The organism is Sporomusaceae bacterium ACPt, assembly GCA_041428575.1.
Classification (GTDB): Bacteria; Bacillota; Negativicutes; order Sporomusales; family Sporomusaceae; genus Sporomusa_D; species Sporomusa_D carbonis.
Genome location: CP155570.1, coordinates 537786 through 554207, shown reverse-complemented (window position 1 = coordinate 554207; position 16422 = coordinate 537786). Strand labels below are relative to the sequence as shown.

Here is a 16422-nt window from a genome sequence, read left to right as displayed (position 1 = left end):
CCAGCCGAAGTCAATTAGACTCTGCATTTTCCGAGTGAGACACTATGCGGTCCATAGTACTTGGAGTGCGCCGAGCCATTTGCCAACAAACACGTATCTATACCATGGTATAAGACAAGGTATGTTAATCCTGAATCTCTCTTATTTTGGTCAACAACTCATCCAGAAGATGACCATCAATCTGATCCTTGAATTTTTTGAATACAGGTTGTACAGCATCCTTGAATCTTTTCATTTCAACATCCGATATCTTTGTAACTACTATACCTTTGTTTTTCAATTCATCAATCAGTGTCGCGGATAGCCCACTACCTAATTCTGTAGCATATTTCGCGCTCTCTTTTGCAGCTTGTTGCACGATCATTCGGTCTGATTCGGACAAAGTGTTCCAAAAGTTATTAGAACACATCATAAACATGGGTGTGTAAAGGTGATTAGATAGAGTCAAATACTTTTGCACCTCATACAAACGACTTGTATGGATGGTTGAAAGTGGATTCTCCTGACCATCGACCATTCCTCGGCTAAGAGCAGAATACAACTCGCCGAAGGGGATAGGCATTGGCGTAGCTCCCAAGTGTTTAAACATTTCCGCATGGAGAGGATTATTCATAATTCGAATCTTAAGCCCCTGGATGTCTTCTAAAGTACTGATTTTACGCCGCGAATTGCTTATTACACGGAATCCAAATGCCGCAATCGCCAGACCATGAATTCCGTATTTATCCATTACAGACAGCACTTTTTCCCCAAACGAACTCCCAAGTACCTGGCCGACCATTTTTTCATCTCTGAACAAAAACGGGAGATCAAACACTGTCAATTCTTTTACGACCGCTCCTACTGACGTAGAAGCCAAAAATGTTATATCCACAGTTCCATTTGTAATTTTATTTAAGATTTCGGCGTCATCACCTAATTGACAACTGTGAAAAAGATTAACTTCCAACCGCCCACTAGTTTTTGCGGATAGAATTTCGGCAAATTTCTTTAAACTCAGAAAGGCTGGTGAAGATGTAGGAAGAGATAGCGCAGCCAGTATTGTTTGCTTATTAGACAATTTAAACCCGAGCATGGCTTGGCACAATTCTCCGGCTGACCTGGATATTGACTTGGAATTATCCACTATAGATTCTATCGAAGCACTGACTTCCTGCGTGCCTGCAGCCGTCGTTTCCGTAGCCGCTATCGATTGCTCCGTGACCGCCGCTACATGATGGGCAGCATCCCGCAAGTCGACCATAAATTTTGCCTCCTCTTTAGCAGACCTAGCAACATCTTCTATCCCCGAGCGCGTTACCTGTATTTGTTTGGCAATCTCAACGAATTTATCACGGGCCTGATTGATGATTTCCACACCTGATACTATTCTATTGGTCGTATTCCGAAACGCTACGACCACCTCGTTCATTTCTGATAGCATCTCTGCAACTATATCTCCAATCTGTTTTGCCGATACTTGCGATTGCTCCGCCAAATTTCCCACCTCACCAGCGACTACCGCAAATCCCTTGCCGTGTTCTCCCGCACGAGCGGCTTCAATAGCCGCATTCAAAGCAAGCAAGTTCGTCTGGCTTGTAATATTGTGTATTAGCGCTACAATTTCCCGGACTTCGTAAGATTTTTGTGTAAGGTTTTCAACAAGCCTGGCATTGCTACGGGCACTGGCAGCAAATTCCTCAATTACTGTCACGGCTGAACCGATAGCGACTTGACCAGCTGATGAGGCATCCATAATTGATTCAGCACTTTCTAATAGTGTCTGCATTCGATCCGCCGTTATATGAACAAGCTTAGAGACCTTGTCAGCTTGTTCTGCAGATTTTTCAGTCATAGAGCCAATTTCATTAGCCCCGCCGGCAATTTCAACTATACTCTGTTCTATAGACTGAACGACTTGCTTAGTCTCATACAGTTGAGATGCAAGATCAACACTCTCGACTGATAGCTTTTCTGCATCTTTAGATACCAAACTTACTTTTTCACGTAGATTTGCGGCCATCGCATTGATAGCGACCGCCAGTTTCCCGCATTCGTCATTGCCATTATAATTGATGGTTACGTTAAGATCACCTGTTCCAATCATTTCGATACACTTAGTCAGCAAATTTAGCGGCCGCAACATTACAGGGATCCCATACCAAACAAAAACAGCATTAACTAGTTGGACAATAAGCATCGCTCCCAGTCCATAGTCAGCGTGAAACAGATATACTGTAATCACGCCGACTAACAAATTGGACACCAAGCTAATCGCTACAATCAAAATGAAAATTCTCTGATTAAGACCCATTTTTCAGATGTCCCTTTCTTACTAATTTAGTTTTAAGTATGCGGTAGTATAACAACTCTCAGCAGCCTCTTAAAACAATATTTCATCTATATAAGCCTGATGTCCATCCTCCATTAATGGAAAATTCAGCGTCAGTAATATAGTTGACCTAAAAAGAAGCCAAGAACACAATGAGGTTCGCTACTTCTTCAGGTGCTCCGGGGTGCTCCATGGGCGTATGAGCATCGGTGATTTGCTACCATGAAGAATCCTGCAACACTTTCTCCGCTAGGGGTGTGGCAATAAAAGCCCCCGACGCTTTGTCCAAGGAGCCAACCGCCAGGGCCTGAACCAGCAGATGCCTTGTCCGTCCCCGGATATATTTAACCACGTACTTGCCGGCAACCGGATAATCAAAATCCGATACCCAATGCCAAATTGAGAGCACAGGCCTGACGGCACTTGGCCCCTCTCCAACAATCCCATCATCGGATTTTTCAACAACCCGCAAAAAAGGATCATGATCTTCCTATTGACGCGGCGTTTACGCAAAAATTATACTGTAAGAAAAAGTACACAATTTTGTGCAGTTCTATTTAGCAATAAGTGCGTACTTTCACACTAACATTTCATTGTGGAATCGAGTAGGAGCTGAATTATCGACTGTCTGGGTGTATTCTGCGTCAATGTATTCCTTCCATTTCAGTACCGCTTGCTTCGCACTTTTTCCAAGTCTAAACCCGTAACTGTTTGCTGAAATCTGCATTTCATACATGGGGGTTAAAAATTGGGCTATGGCTTGTTTATCACTTTATCGACTACAGTAGGTATCCCAAGCATTCTTTTCCACCCGCCTGACGGGTTGGAGCTTATAACACTGTCATTCCATCCACCCCGTGGCTTTCTTTATTAGCCTTCACTCGTTTATAGTCTAGGTTCACATGTCTGGGGTGAAGGATTTTTCTCAAGCAAACCACTGGCATATTCATTGCCACTGTTTCTTCCTTTTTCTGGCATAGAAGAAATACTCGGCACACCTGTAGTGCATCCGGGTTCCACCTTTAACTCCTGCAGTCGGTCCTTCCCAAAGCGTAGATATCCGCTCTGGTAGTATGACCTTTGCTGACTTCTGACAGTTCAGTCACACATCACTGCGCAGGTTGCCGTTTCATGTCCACAGCAAACCTGTCAGACCTCCCCAGGTAAGAGCGCTTACTTTCACCCCATATATCTGATATATTTACACCACCCACTTCGGATAGTTTGCTTCGTTTGTCCTGTAAACTCTCCCAGCAGGGATATGCCGTATATGTAGTTCGTGTTCCTCAGACAGAGCTTTGCCGCCGACTTTCTCCGGATTCCATCCCGCGATGGACACCCTTGTCTTAGGCTAACGGTTGGCACTATCAACCTCCGTATTGGACTTTCACCAACAAGTAAACGCCCATGTTGATCGCACAGGAAAAGGAAGATATGGGCTTTATCTTTAGTGGCTGGGGTAAAGAGAACTATGCATCTTGCCATTGTATAGGCTACCCAATTTTCTATTGTCTTTTATATTGCTTACAGCGCAAGCCCCAAACGCAACAATGACTGCGCCCGGGGCTTTCCACCTATCCTAATTGGGGCTTGCTTTAGGCTTAATAATGATATTATCTGTCTACATTTGGAAGCAAGGTACGCGTCCCCATGCTTGCACGCGTCCCCATGCTTGCATTGCCCACATATTCACTTTCCCGTAAAAATGGGCTTACGTTTTTTCAGAAACGCAGTCATCCCTTCCTTTTGGTCGTTAGTAGCAAAGCACAGGCCAAAAACTTCGGCCTCATATGCTACGCCAGACTCTAGGTCCAAATCGACTCCCTTATTAATCGCCGCTTTGCTAAGCTGCACAGCGAGGGGTGCCCGGGACATTATCCTACGAGCCATCTCCTTGGCTGCGTCCAGCAATTCTTCCGACGGCACCACTTTATTGACCAAACCGATGCGATAGGCTTCAGCGGCATCAATCATATCACCGGTAAAGATCAGTTCTTTAGCCCTTCCTTTACCGATTAGCCGTGGCAATCGCTGAGTGCCGCCGAAGCCCGGCGAAATACCGAGCGAAACTTCGGGCTGCGCGAACTTAGCTTTTTCAGCGGCGATACGGATATCGCAGGCCAGCGCCAATTCACAGCCACCTCCCAAGGCAAATCCATTGACCGCAGCAATGACCGGCTGCGGCAGATTCTCGATTTTACTAAAGACCAGTTGCCCGACTTTGCCAAACGCGCGGCCTTCCATAGCTGCGAGGGGAAACATCTCGTTGATATCGGCACCAGCTACAAAGGATTTGTCCCCCGCACCAGTAATAATCACTACTTTGACCTCATCATCACAGGCAAGAATATCGCTCAGGACACCTAGTTCGCGCAAGGTAGCAGCATTTAAGGCATTCAGCGCCTGTGGTCGATTAATGGTAATAATTCCAATACCATTATCATTTTCGAAGAGCAAATTAGAATATTCGCTCATGTTTGAACCTCCCCGGTGTTATTTCTTACTGTAATCATAAAAACCTTTTCCACTCTTCCGCCCAAGATATCCGGCTTGTACCATCTTACGCAGCAACGGGCAGGGGCGGTATTTGGGGTCACCGAAGCCACTAAACAGTGTTTCCATGATATAAAGTACCGTATCATTGCCGATAAGATCGGATAGGGCCAACGGCCCCATGGGGTGACCGAATCCCAGTTTAGCGACCTCGTCAATATCCTCGACACTGGCTACCCCTTCCATCAGGGAGTATATGGCTTCATTGATCATAAGCATCATTATTCGGTTGCCCACAAAGCCGGGAAAATCAGCAACCTTTACCGGTGTCTTACCCAATTTTTCCGTCAGCGCGTTAATGGCGATATAGGTTTGCTCCCCCGTCCCTAGGCCGTTGATAATTTCGACAAGCTTCATTACCGGCGCCGGGTTAAAGAAATGCATGCCGATGAACTTGTCTGGGCGGTTGGTCATGGCTGCCAAAGCCGTAATAGAGACGGAAGACGTGTTGCTGGCAAAAATCGTCCGGTCGGGGCAAAGTTTATCAAGGGCTTGAAAGATTTCCTTTTTAATTGCTAGATTTTCGCTGGCTGCTTCCACTACCAAATCAACGTCGCAGTTAGTCTCATCTAAATCAACAACGCCGGAAATCCGTGCCATGATTGCAGCCTTTGCTTCACCTGTCAGTTTGCCCTTTTCTACAATCCTGGCCAGATTTTTGTCTATGCCGGCGATTCCTGCGGCAACAAATTCTTGTTTTATATCCCGAATCACAACCTCAAGACCGTTTTGAGCCATTACCTGAGCAATGCCGCTCCCCATCTGACCCGCACCAATTATTAATATTTTTTTAAATTCCATCAGGCAACTCCCCACTAAAATATTTTATCTTTAAACAGGAAATGCCACCGCAACTACTCGGTTGACGATTCCCCAATACCATCTCTATAGACGTTCTACGATAGTGGCGACACCCTGTCCGCCACCAATGCACAGGGTAGCCAGGCCGATTTTCCCCTGCCGCTCTTCCAAGGCATACAACAGACTAACCAAAATGCGGGCCCCACTGGCACCGATGGGGTGCCCCAGGGCAATAGCGCCTCCGTTGACGTTAACTTTTTCTTTAGCAAACTTGAGTTCTTTGCTCACCGCCAAGAACTGTGCCGCAAAAGCTTCATTGGCTTCGATAAGATCAAGATCGGCCACTGTCAAACTGGCTTTCGCCAAGGCCTTCTGGGTGGCCGGCACGGGACCGATGCCCATGATGCTGGGATCAACGCCCCCTGACGCGTAAGACAGGATACGGGCGATCGGCTTAATCCCCAGTTGTTTTGCCTTGTCTGCCGACATGACGACCAAGGCAGCGGCTCCATCATTGATGCCAGACGCATTTCCTGCCGTAACAGTTCCATTTTTCTTAAAGGCTGGGCGCAGAGCGCTCAATCCTTCGACTGTTGTATTAGCTTTTGGATATTCATCTGTATCGAAGGTTATTTCACCTTTTTTCGTCTTAATAGTCAACGGTACAATCTCTTTTTTGAAGGCACCTCGTTCAATAGCTGCGATAGCCTTATTTTGCGATTCAAAAGCCAGCCGGTCCTGTTCTTCCCGGGAAATGCAATATTTTTCTGCCACATTTTCCGCCGTAATCCCCATATGGTAATCATTAAACGCACACCATAGTCCATCGGTGATCATAACATCGGTAATCTTGCCATGGCCCATACGCATTCCCCAACGGGCTTTCGCGTCTAGGAGATAGGGCGCATTGGTCATGCTCTCCATCCCCCCGGTAACTACGATATCCGCATCCCCGGCACGGATGGCCTGAGCGGCGAGATTTACGGTTTTTAGGCCAGAGCCGCACACTTTGTTGATAGTTAAGGCCGGAATCTCGGCGGGCAAGCCCGCCTGTATGGCTGCCTGCCGAGCAGGATTTTGTCCCAGGCCAGCCTGCAGTACGTTGCCGAAGATGACCTCGTCTACGTCCGCTCCGGGCACACCAGCCCTGTTTAGGGCTTCTTTTATCACTACTGCCCCTAGTTCTGGAGCGGAAAAAGGGGCTAACGCCCCGTTGAAACTGCCAATGGCGGTCCTCACCGCACTTACGATAACTGCTTCTTTCATCAAATAAATCCTCCTTTGCGATTATGTGTTACGGACTGCCCTTGGTACCCTTCACATTCGCTTCTTTCGTCAGCGCTGCGCGAAAATTAGGATGAGCGACGGCTGTGTAGCCACTCATATAAATAACAAAATCAGCATCCAGCCTTATTGACAGACACCATATCCCCAACGCCGTAAGCATGGGGATGCTTTGTGCCGCAGTTTGGACGCGGTCAATCTCGGGTTGCACCCGCCCAAAACTTAATGCTGATTCGGCTTTTCCCTCATAAATCACCGGCTTATCCTTATATAATATTTACGGCCTGCTGAATTAAATCGTCGCTTACCTGATACATCGGTATCAAACCCTTGACTTCCGGGAAAGCTATCTGTAATTCAGCTTTCACCGCCCGACAAGGTCTGCTGAGTACCGGGACAGGTGATGCCCCGGTTAGTCTCACTTTAACAAACCCAGTGGGGGTAATTCCACTAATTCAATATCCCCTTAATACGCTGGCAAAACCTGCCCTAACCTTTTCCTCGATGGCTATTTGTCCATGGAAATACCTTAGCACACAGCTTATTTCTATTTGTACCCAGTTGGCAGGTTACGCTTTACTGATACCGGCAATCGCCTTGGCCAGCTCTTTTTTCTTTTCCAAATTACTCTGCCGGGCAATCATAATCCGTTGGGCTTGGGGCGATCCGGCTCCATGCATGGACTCGGTCCGATAGCCTACAGCCGCTGTTCCCAGTGTAATATTTTCAATCAATCGTAGGATACGCATCCGTTGCTCCGTAGGAATATCGCACACGCCCTTGAAGTATTTCTCCACTACTTTCCCGATCTCAAGATGCCGTAGATCATGTTCGGACGGCATCGTAACCATCAGACCACCGGCAATATCTTCGGCCAGTCGGGCGATTTCGTAGGGAAAACGGGTAACGTTTTGCTTACAAACATTAGCTAGCAAGAGGTCGATGAGGTATGTGCCGGACGCAGTCTTGTGCCCTTCGGCCGAACAGGCGATACCACAGGAATAGAGTGTCTCATTCAGGTGCGTCATTTCAATGAGCTTATCTTTCACATGCGATGCCTTGGCTACGCCGCTATAGTCAGCTGCCAGCGCTGTGGCGCCGATGAGCACATCCCCTACGCCGACCTTGCAGCCTCCGTAGCTTTGACGGTGGTAACCGGCAAATCGTTCCACTAGCATGCCACTGAATTCGATTTCGCCACACATGAAGACGTTTTCCCAAGGAACGAACACGTTATCAAATATCATGAGAGCTTCATGGCCGCCAAATTGTTTGTTTCCCACATCAATATCCCCACCCTCCAGCTTGCGCGTATCGCAAGACTGGCGGCCATAGATGTAAAATATACCTTCGGCGTCTGCGGGCAGAGCAAAAGAAACGGCGTAATCGACATCAGCCGGCCCCATGGCGATAGTCGGCATGACCAAAATCATGTGGGAATTGATGGCGCCGGTTTGATGTGCCTTGGCCCCGCGCACTATGATACCGTCTTCCCTTTTCTCTACCACATGGACGAACAGGTCTGGATCGGCTTGCTTGCTGGGCGGCAAACTGCGATCACCTTTAGGATCGGTCATAGCTCCGTCTACAGTCCAATCTTGCTCCTGCATGTTCAGAAGAAATTTGGTAAAGCGTTCATGATAATTGGTACCAAGTTTTCTGTCCATTTCAAAAGTGGTGCTGTCGACAGCATTGATGGCGTCCATACCGACACAACGCTGGAAACACGAGGCAGTTTTTTGGCCGAGCAACCGTTGCATTTTGACCTTTTTAACTAGGTCTTCTGCACTTTGGTGTAAGTGGGTAAAGCGGTTAATTTTTTTACCTGTAAGATGCGAAGTTGCTGTCATCAGGTCTTCATATTGCGGGTCCTGTGCCAAGGCATATGTCATTTTGACCGAATTCATGGAAGGCCTGATTATCGGGTGATCTACCGGATTTTCCACCAATTCTCCTTGCAGGTATACTTTGAGTTTTAGTTTGCGCAAACTCTCTTCATATTGTTCAGGTGTCATCATTAGAATTACATGCCCTCCTGTTGACTTCTTATAGTTGACTATAAATATCTTTATAAACGTTCGCAGAAATAGATATGCTATATAATTAATTAAAATTATGCACGCAACCGTTGTAGCAAAAGCAAGTAATAAGCAATTATGGCCACTCCACGTCATTCATCTAAAATTCGCGGTGAATAAATTTGCAAAAGCTCAAATTTTTAATTCAAAATCATGATGTTGTTAGTTGATTCCTAAATCTTTCAGCCAATTCAATGAAGTTAATGTGTCCGGCTGAGGTAAATATTCGAGTGATACATATCCCTGATAACCACTTCGATCAATCTCTTGCAAAAGATATCGGTAATTAATCTCTCCGGTTCCAGGCTGGTGGCGTCCCGGATTGTCAGCAATTTGTATGTGTCCAATTTTCGCTAAGTTAAGGCGCAATGTTTCAGTTAATTTTCCCTCTTCGCGTTGCGCGTGGTATATATCATACTGCAAATATACATTGGCGCTATTAACTTCGTTGATTAGCTGTAGCACTTGCGTCGGAGTATTGAGTAAAAAACCCGGAACATCATAATGATTAAGGGGTTCAATCATTAGCTGAATACCATTCTGTTCTAGAATTCGAGCTGCATAACGGACGTTAGACACCAACGTTTCCCATTGCTCTTCGTAAGAATAACTACTAACTCTTTTTCCAGCTAAGCAGTTTAACCTTGATACTCCTAAATCAGTCGCCCAATCAACAGCTTTTTGAACCGTAGCCCTAAATTCATCTACACGTGAAGGCAGGGAGGCTATCCCACAATCTCCGGCAGCAACATCTCCAGGATGCATATTGAATAGTATCATTTCTAGCTCATTTCGCTGTAACTCCTGTTTGATTGCTTTGCGATCGAATTCATAAGGAAACTGAATTTCTATGGAGTTAAAACCGGCGTTGCGCGCCGCCGAGAATCTTTCCATCATTGGTATTTCCGTAAATAGCATTGAAAGGTTGATTCCAAGCTTGGGCATTACTATCCTCTCCCGTCTTTGATCAATACCAGCAAATTCAAACAATGTCCGCACAATATCATTAGTTACTTCAGTCTTCTATGTTAAAGTTGGAATTTAAGACCCTAGCTTAACCAAAACACTATAGCCTGCCGATATAAGAATCGGCTATGGCTCTTAGCCTTCTCTTAATAATAGAAATTATTGACGCTTCAAAGGTAAAAATTCGTTTATAATGCAGGTCCTGTATCATCTGCCATATTTAGAGCTAATAGCTATAATAGAGTCCAATCCTCTGTGATGACAAAGTCGGCTTCGACAACACTATCCACTCCTATCAACATTATAAGAAAAACCTTATACTCGCTTTTATTCAATTGCAGTTATGAGTCCAATGCCAGCTTCATTTTTCTTACGGTATAAATTGAGATTTTTCACCTCAAGTAATGTGATTTCTGCCAAATATAATACTACACAGCCCTCTTCCAAATGCCCTGTATAAGTTTGCTGAAGATCAGACATAACTATATGGAAATGCGGCTGACCATTAAGCACAACGCCTTGTACTGACGATAGTTCAATAGGTTTATCTGCTAGTGTAACAAACTTATCTACCGGATGCTCATCAGTACAAGCAACAACGTGAAAAACTGCCGTTTGAAGTGAACCGATACATCCTAAAAGAATAGCATCCTTTATACCTTGTCTTTTTAACTCGCTGAAATGCTTTCTAGTAACTTCTCCCCTCGCTCCAAGTTAATAACTATGACTCTACCGACTTCTTGACCTACCCATGACCTCATATCTTTTCATCCCCTTTCATTGTTGATGTCATATGTCTGACATCAACTTGCTACAGCAATTCGCCATCCTTCCCATGTATTTATGAAGGACGGCGAATTGTTGATCTACCAGTACCGTGGTTCAGTGCCTAGAACTACTTCGACGGGGAGAAGTGGTTACCGTCTGCCTCTTCGTCATATTGACGAGCCATTTTGATATCTAAAATTTCGTGAATTACCAGTTCTACTGTAGCAAGAGCTGGATTTTCACCTTTTACAATATGACCGCCAAATACGGTGCCTTTTTTATCACACATGGTTGCATGGAAGTGAATCTCGCTCTTGCCGTCTTTCTCGGTGATCAGGCCCATGCCGTTCATCAGCTCGACCGGTCCCTCGACGCGGTTTACATCCCCATAGCCAGCCCCAAGTTTGGCATTGTTTGGAACAAGAATATAATATCCGGCTTTTTGGAGGCTGCCAATGCAGTTCACCCAGCCGCCTTTGATACCATTTTCGTCACAAATCTTCTCAATGCCTGTTATAAGATCTGTCCCCGGCTGGATTCGTGCTGCTACCTGCTTGCCAGCCTTACCTGCTGCAAATTTAACTCTTACTTCGTTACTCATTATAACTACCTCCATATATTTTTTATTATGAATCCCCTATTACGGAGCTTCAGACACCTTTAAGATTAAAGCCGAAGCTTACTCAGCTTTCTTTTTTACGCTTATATCCACACCTGTAATATTCTGCAATACCTTGACTACCGCAGAATGATCTTTCTTACCAAAACCAAGTGCACGTGCAGCTTCATAATACTGCAATGCTGTACTCGTAAGATTTAGTGGAACTTGCAGATCACGAGAAGTGTCTAAGGCAAGGCACAAATCTTTATGCTGCAAATCAATGGCAAAACCTGGCTCAAAATTCCCAACTAGCATATTATTAGGCATTCTTTCAATTGCAAAGCATCGAGCTGCTCCTTTGCCAAGTACTTCTTGCAACAAAACAGGGTCGGCTCCAGCCTTGACGCCGATTGTCCAGGCTTCGGCTACTGCTGCCCACTGTATCCCAACTATTATCTGGTTAACCATCTTGGCAGTTTGGCCTGCCCCAATTTCGCCGAACCGAACAATTGATTTGCCCATTGCTTCCAAAATAGGCATGCTTTTTTCGAATACTTCTTTGGCACCACCTACCAAAATGGCAAGCGTGCCCGCTTCGGCACCAACAACGCCGCCTGTTACCGGCGCGTCGATCATATTCACACCTTTTTCGGCTGCCATTGCAGCGAGCTTCTTAGCCGCCCCTGGCGCAATTGAGCTCATATCGATAATTGTACCGCCAGTTGCCATTCCTGCTAAAACCCCGTTATCCCCTGATAAGACAGACTCAACATGCGGTGAGTTCGGTAGCATGGTAATGACCGTGCCACAGTTACTTGCCAACTCTTTAGGAGTAGCGGCAGCTTTAGCGCCGAGTGCAACTAATTCTTCCACTGGAGCCGGGTTGAGATCATATACATAAAGTGGAAATCCCGCCTTAATTAAATTCTTTGCCATTGGTTTGCCCATTGCTCCGAGACCAATAAAACCTACTGATGTTTTCACAATGCATTTCTCCTTTTCCTAATTCAAATTTGAGACTTAATCAACACTTCTTTTAAAATGCTACTTTATCCAAGCCTTTGAGGTTCAACATCTTTCTCGCCTCATCTGGAGTAGCAATTTCAAAACCCATTCGTTCAGCAATCTCCCTCATAACAGTAACTTGTTCAGCGTTTGACTTGGCTAATTGGCCCCGTTTCAACCAGAGGCTGTCTTCCAGACCAACACGGGCATTGCCACCCATCGCCAATGCCGCTGCCTCCACGGAAAATTGCTGTCTTCCGGGAGCGACACAAGACCACATAAACTCGCCAATCTGTTCTTTTGCAGTTTTCACTAAAAACGAGAGATTGTCAACCGAACACTGAATACCGCCTAAGACACCAGTAACAAACTGCAAATAGATCGGCTGTTTTACTATCCCTTTTTTCACGAAATAGGCGATGTTATTAATCATACCGACATCAAAAACCTCGAATTCCGGCAGAGTCCCATTTTCATTCATAATGTTAATGCAATATTCAATTGTCTTGAAGGTGTTAGCAAAGATGTAGTCATAGGTGTTCTTTAGAAAAGGAATTTCCCAATCATGGATCGGCTTAATTTTTTCTGCCGCCGGGCTTAACACGAAGTTCATTGAGCCGGCGTTACAGGAAGCGATTTCCGGTTTTAGCTTCGGAATAACAGCAAGTCGCTCTTCCGGCGTCATGCCCAAGGCTCCACCTGTGGTTATACCAATGACAACATTGCATCTTTTCTTAATTCCCGATACAATCTCATACATCGCGTCTATATCAGAAGTGGGCTTTCCCGTTTCCGCTTCGCGCGCATGAATATGTACCATTGATGCTCCGGCCTCATAAGCTTTTACAGCCTCATCAATAATCTGCGCAGAACCTTGCGGTATATATGGTGACATTGAAGGTGTTGTAACAGCTCCAGTAATTGCGGCTGTTAACATTACTTTATTACTCATTTTTATATCACTCTTTCTTTTGACGATTAGGTAGCATTATGTAGATTTTTTCACTAATTTTAGAATCGGCAAGATTACTTGCTTAAAGTGGCCGACATATTGTTGTTAGTTGTGCAAACATCAGTATCGTTTTGCAATATCGGTTTTATTTTGACAATTGTCAACAGGAAGATAATTCCTACAAAGGCGAGAGATGCGCCAAAATACAAGGCATTTTCAAATTTGTTATTCGAGGCCGTTACGATAAAACCGGTGATCGCTGGGGCAAAAACTCCAGCCAGTGTCCCCAGGGTATTCAGTACTCCACCGATTACGCCACTGTCTTTCGGCGAAATTGTAATTGGGGCTCCCCAGAACGCACCGTAACTAAATCCCAAAGCTCCAATCGACAGGGCCATATACAGCACTGCCACATAAGCATTAGGCGTATATGCTCCCAAAATGAGGAAGATACCACAGCCGGCGAATCCGATTACGATCGGTATCCGACGGCCAAAATTACTTCCCCGCGTCTTTGTCCAAAGGTCTGAAATGTACCCACCCAATGGTATGGTGGCGATGCATACGAGATAGGGAACCATGGCAAACCAACCAGTTTTTATCAACGAAAAACCACGTCCCATTACCAAATAACCCGGCAACCACGTCATATACAAGTACCAAAGGTAATTATGGCAAAAGTATGCCAGTGCCAAGGCCCAAACCGATTTATTCGTCAACACCACTTTCAAATTAATAGGCTAGTTCATAACTTCCGGGGGATCCTGATCCGCTTTTATATACTCCAATTCTTCCTTGGAAATTGAAGGATGCTGTTCCGGACGATCGCAACCATACCAATTCCACAATGCGCACCATAGTACGCCAACAATCGCGAAGGCATAAAATGACACTTGCCATCCCCATTGTTCTGTGATATAAACAGTTAGAGGCATGGTAAGCATGATACCTACAGGCATCCCTAAGATATAGAACGACATTGCTCTACCGGCCTCACTCTTTGGCATCCACCGTGCAGTCAGGGAGACATGAACGGGAGCATTTACTCCTTCGCCGGCACCAATCAGGGAACGAATGGCCAACATCATCCCCAAAGAAGCACCAAGCGGAGTAATGAAGACAAATAGTGACCACCACAACGTCCCAAATATTATAACTTTTTATCCACCGAACTTATCAGCCAACCACCCGCCTGGTATTTGCGTCAAAGCATATCCCACAAAAAACGCTGATTGTACCAGTCCGTAATCCGCTGCTGTCCACCCGAACTCTTTAATCATGATTAGTCCGGCAACAGAAATATTGACCCTATCCATATACCATACAATGTAGCTTAGCCATAAAATAATAGCAACCCACCAACGAACACCTATCTTCCCAGGTTGATTACTCATAATATTTCCTCTCAGTTTATTCTTTCCAGATTAGTACTTCTAGAAAAGATCGAAATAACACTATAAGTTACTTTTCGATGAGGAACGAACACTCCTGAACAATATCAGTAGCTGGATCTAGGCCTTATCTCGTTGGAATATTTTCTAAAATCTCCTTACATAAAGCACCTCCTTATTCAGGATATGCTTTTCATCCTTTGGAAAAACGCTCAGCCCTTCGATGAAAGGCCGAGTGTTTTTCCAACAAGCTTTTGTTTAGAGTATGGCTTAAGCCGGTTCATCAAGCAAAGATAATAATACAAAGCCGATAATACTTGCGACCGCGAAATAGATGAAAACCGCATCATATGTCTTAAAAGTGTCTAATAGAAGACCTGCCAGCATGGGAGAAACAAAGCCCCCCAGATTACCACCGCTATTGACGATGGCTATAGCTACTGGATAGGTTGATACTGTTGTCAGGCCCATCGAGTAAGCCATAAAATTTTGCCATCCAATATTCAGCAAAAATCCAGAAAGAAAAAGACCAATCGTAACCATGGTAACGGTTGTGGGTAAATAGATCATTACAATCATTATTATTGCTACCGACAAGGCTGTCAGAAGCATGTTAGGTTTCCGTCTTCCAAGTAAAATGTTATCAGATACCCAGCCACCGCCTATTACACCGATACATCCACCAATCCATGGCGCAGCGGCGACAAAACCCATGGTCATCAGCGGAAATCCTTTGGCATTTACTAGGTATGAGGGAACCCAGGTCAACAAACCGTACAAAACCTGGCACATCATGAAATAAGCGATGGTATTGATCCAAATGTTCTTTGACTTCAGTACTTTCATCTTGGTATCGAGGGTCTCAACCTTCTTCAGGCGGATAAACTTGTCAAACCAACCGAAGTCTCCTTGAACTTGTGCAGCCGGACTTGTAGCTGTTGCTTCCACCGTTGCCGCAGTTTCAGTATCTTCCATAATATATGCTTTTTCTTGGTCATTGCAATAAGGACTTTCTTTGGGACTATTGTGGATCAAGAGATACCAAAGTATCGCCATAACGATACCAGGGAAACCAAACCAGTAAAATACCGAACGCCACCCATAATTAACCAATATCCACACACCAACGATAGGAACAACAATTGGCGCAAACATTACTGATGCAGAAAAAAACGAAGTAGCAAAGGATTGTTCCTTTTTCGGAAACCAAGTTTTAACGGTAGTTGCCATGCCAACCGGGCCGGGGCCTTCCGATATACCTAATGCCAGACGCAGCCATGTCAATTGCGCAGCACTAGTTGCTGTGCCCATTAGAACCGTAACAAGCGAGAATAAAAAGACAGATACCGGGACCAACACGCGTGTGCCATACCGACTATAAATAAAACCTGCCGGAATTTGCACTAATGCATAGCTTAAAAAGAAGAAGCTAGCTAACTGGCCTAACTGCAAATTAGTAAGTTCAAACTCTTGTTTAAGAGTAGGAAGCACTATACCAAGATTAGTACGGTCAGCAAAGTTAATCGTATAGGTTACAAACAATATTGCCAAAACTATCCACCGATAATTTGACTTGTTTTGGACGGCTGCACTGATTTTTGAGGTTGGAGATATACCTGCGCTCATATTTTTACAGCTCCCTTTACTTTGTAATATTTTTGAGCCAAAGTAATTTGTACTGACCAAGTAATTACATCAGCTTTTTTGATTGC

13 protein-coding genes and 1 pseudogene are annotated in these 16422 nt (G+C 45.0%); all 14 read right to left on the bottom strand.

Annotated elements, in window-relative coordinates; all coding sequences use genetic code 11:
* Positions 1-124: 124 nt before the first annotated feature.
* The 14 genes and pseudogenes from SCACP_RS02640 to SCACP_RS02575 all read right to left on the bottom strand — a co-directional run bounded on the left by SCACP_RS02640 (position 125) and on the right by SCACP_RS02575 (position 16336).
* A complete protein-coding gene (locus SCACP_RS02640) occupies positions 125-2293 on the bottom strand; it encodes a DctP family TRAP transporter solute-binding subunit (RefSeq protein WP_425059885.1) in 2169 nt (722 codons plus the stop codon).
* A gap of 235 nt (positions 2294-2528) precedes the next feature.
* Positions 2529-2783, bottom strand: a complete 255-nt coding sequence (locus tag SCACP_RS02635) for a hypothetical protein (protein ID WP_425059884.1) — start codon at positions 2781-2783, stop codon at positions 2529-2531.
* A gap of 1217 nt (positions 2784-4000) precedes the next feature.
* Positions 4001-4786, bottom strand: coding sequence for a short-chain-enoyl-CoA hydratase (locus tag SCACP_RS02630; protein ID WP_425059883.1), 786 nt, complete (start codon positions 4784-4786; stop codon positions 4001-4003).
* An 18-nt stretch (positions 4787-4804) separates the two neighbouring features.
* A complete protein-coding gene (locus SCACP_RS02625) occupies positions 4805-5665 on the bottom strand; it encodes a 3-hydroxybutyryl-CoA dehydrogenase (protein WP_425059882.1) in 861 nt (286 codons plus the stop codon).
* A gap of 84 nt (positions 5666-5749) precedes the next feature.
* The gene (locus SCACP_RS02620; protein ID WP_425059881.1) at positions 5750-6931 is read right to left on the bottom strand and encodes an acetyl-CoA C-acetyltransferase; all 1182 of its coding nucleotides are present in this window, start codon (positions 6929-6931) and stop codon (positions 5750-5752) included.
* 28 nt (positions 6932-6959) lie between these two features.
* Positions 6960-7205, bottom strand: a complete 246-nt coding sequence (locus SCACP_RS02615; RefSeq protein ID WP_425059880.1) for a hypothetical protein — start codon at positions 7203-7205, stop codon at positions 6960-6962.
* A gap of 313 nt (positions 7206-7518) precedes the next feature.
* Positions 7519-8967, bottom strand: coding sequence for a 4-hydroxyphenylacetate 3-hydroxylase family protein (locus SCACP_RS02610; protein WP_425059879.1), 1449 nt, complete (start codon positions 8965-8967; stop codon positions 7519-7521).
* Between the two features lie 222 nt (positions 8968-9189).
* Complete coding sequence (gene hyi, locus SCACP_RS02605) at positions 9190-10017, bottom strand: hydroxypyruvate isomerase (RefSeq protein WP_425059878.1); 828 nt, start codon at positions 10015-10017, stop codon at positions 9190-9192.
* 303 nt (positions 10018-10320) lie between these two features.
* Positions 10321-10650 (bottom strand): PCC domain-containing protein, encoded by a 330-nt coding sequence (locus SCACP_RS02600; protein WP_425061304.1) that lies wholly within the window; start codon positions 10648-10650, stop codon positions 10321-10323.
* 238 nt (positions 10651-10888) lie between these two features.
* A complete protein-coding gene (locus tag SCACP_RS02595) occupies positions 10889-11362 on the bottom strand; it encodes a PPC domain-containing DNA-binding protein (protein ID WP_425059872.1) in 474 nt (157 codons plus the stop codon).
* Positions 11363-11440: 78 nt separating this feature from the next.
* On the bottom strand, positions 11441-12346 hold the full coding sequence (locus tag SCACP_RS02590) for an NAD(P)-dependent oxidoreductase (RefSeq protein WP_425059871.1): 906 nt from the start codon (positions 12344-12346) through the stop codon (positions 11441-11443).
* 52 nt (positions 12347-12398) lie between these two features.
* A complete protein-coding gene (locus tag SCACP_RS02585) occupies positions 12399-13319 on the bottom strand; it encodes a 3-keto-5-aminohexanoate cleavage protein (RefSeq protein WP_425059870.1) in 921 nt (306 codons plus the stop codon).
* Between the two features lie 74 nt (positions 13320-13393).
* Positions 13394-14713, bottom strand: a pseudogene (locus tag SCACP_RS02580) (MFS transporter).
* A gap of 267 nt (positions 14714-14980) precedes the next feature.
* Complete coding sequence (locus SCACP_RS02575) at positions 14981-16336, bottom strand: MFS transporter (RefSeq protein WP_425059877.1); 1356 nt, start codon at positions 16334-16336, stop codon at positions 14981-14983.
* Positions 16337-16422: the final 86 nt, after the last annotated feature.

What these genes read in the sequence shown, in the direction of transcription:
- SCACP_RS02640 (WP_425059885.1), bottom strand. Translation starts at nt 2,293, where the DNA reads ATGGGTCTTAATCAGAGAATTTTCATTTTGATTGTAGCGATTAGCTTG.
- SCACP_RS02630 (WP_425059883.1), bottom strand. Translation starts at nt 4,786, where the DNA reads ATGAGCGAATATTCTAATTTGCTCTTCGAAAATGATAATGGTATTGGA.
- SCACP_RS02625 (WP_425059882.1), bottom strand. Translation starts at nt 5,665, where the DNA reads ATGGAATTTAAAAAAATATTAATAATTGGTGCGGGTCAGATGGGGAGC.
- SCACP_RS02620 (WP_425059881.1), bottom strand. Translation starts at nt 6,931, where the DNA reads ATGAAAGAAGCAGTTATCGTAAGTGCGGTGAGGACCGCCATTGGCAGT.
- SCACP_RS02610 (WP_425059879.1), bottom strand. Translation starts at nt 8,967, where the DNA reads ATGATGACACCTGAACAATATGAAGAGAGTTTGCGCAAACTAAAACTC.
- SCACP_RS02595 (WP_425059872.1), bottom strand. Translation starts at nt 11,362, where the DNA reads ATGAGTAACGAAGTAAGAGTTAAATTTGCAGCAGGTAAGGCTGGCAAG.
- SCACP_RS02585 (WP_425059870.1), bottom strand. Translation starts at nt 13,319, where the DNA reads ATGAGTAATAAAGTAATGTTAACAGCCGCAATTACTGGAGCTGTTACA.
- SCACP_RS02575 (WP_425059877.1), bottom strand. Translation starts at nt 16,336, where the DNA reads ATGAGCGCAGGTATATCTCCAACCTCAAAAATCAGTGCAGCCGTCCAA.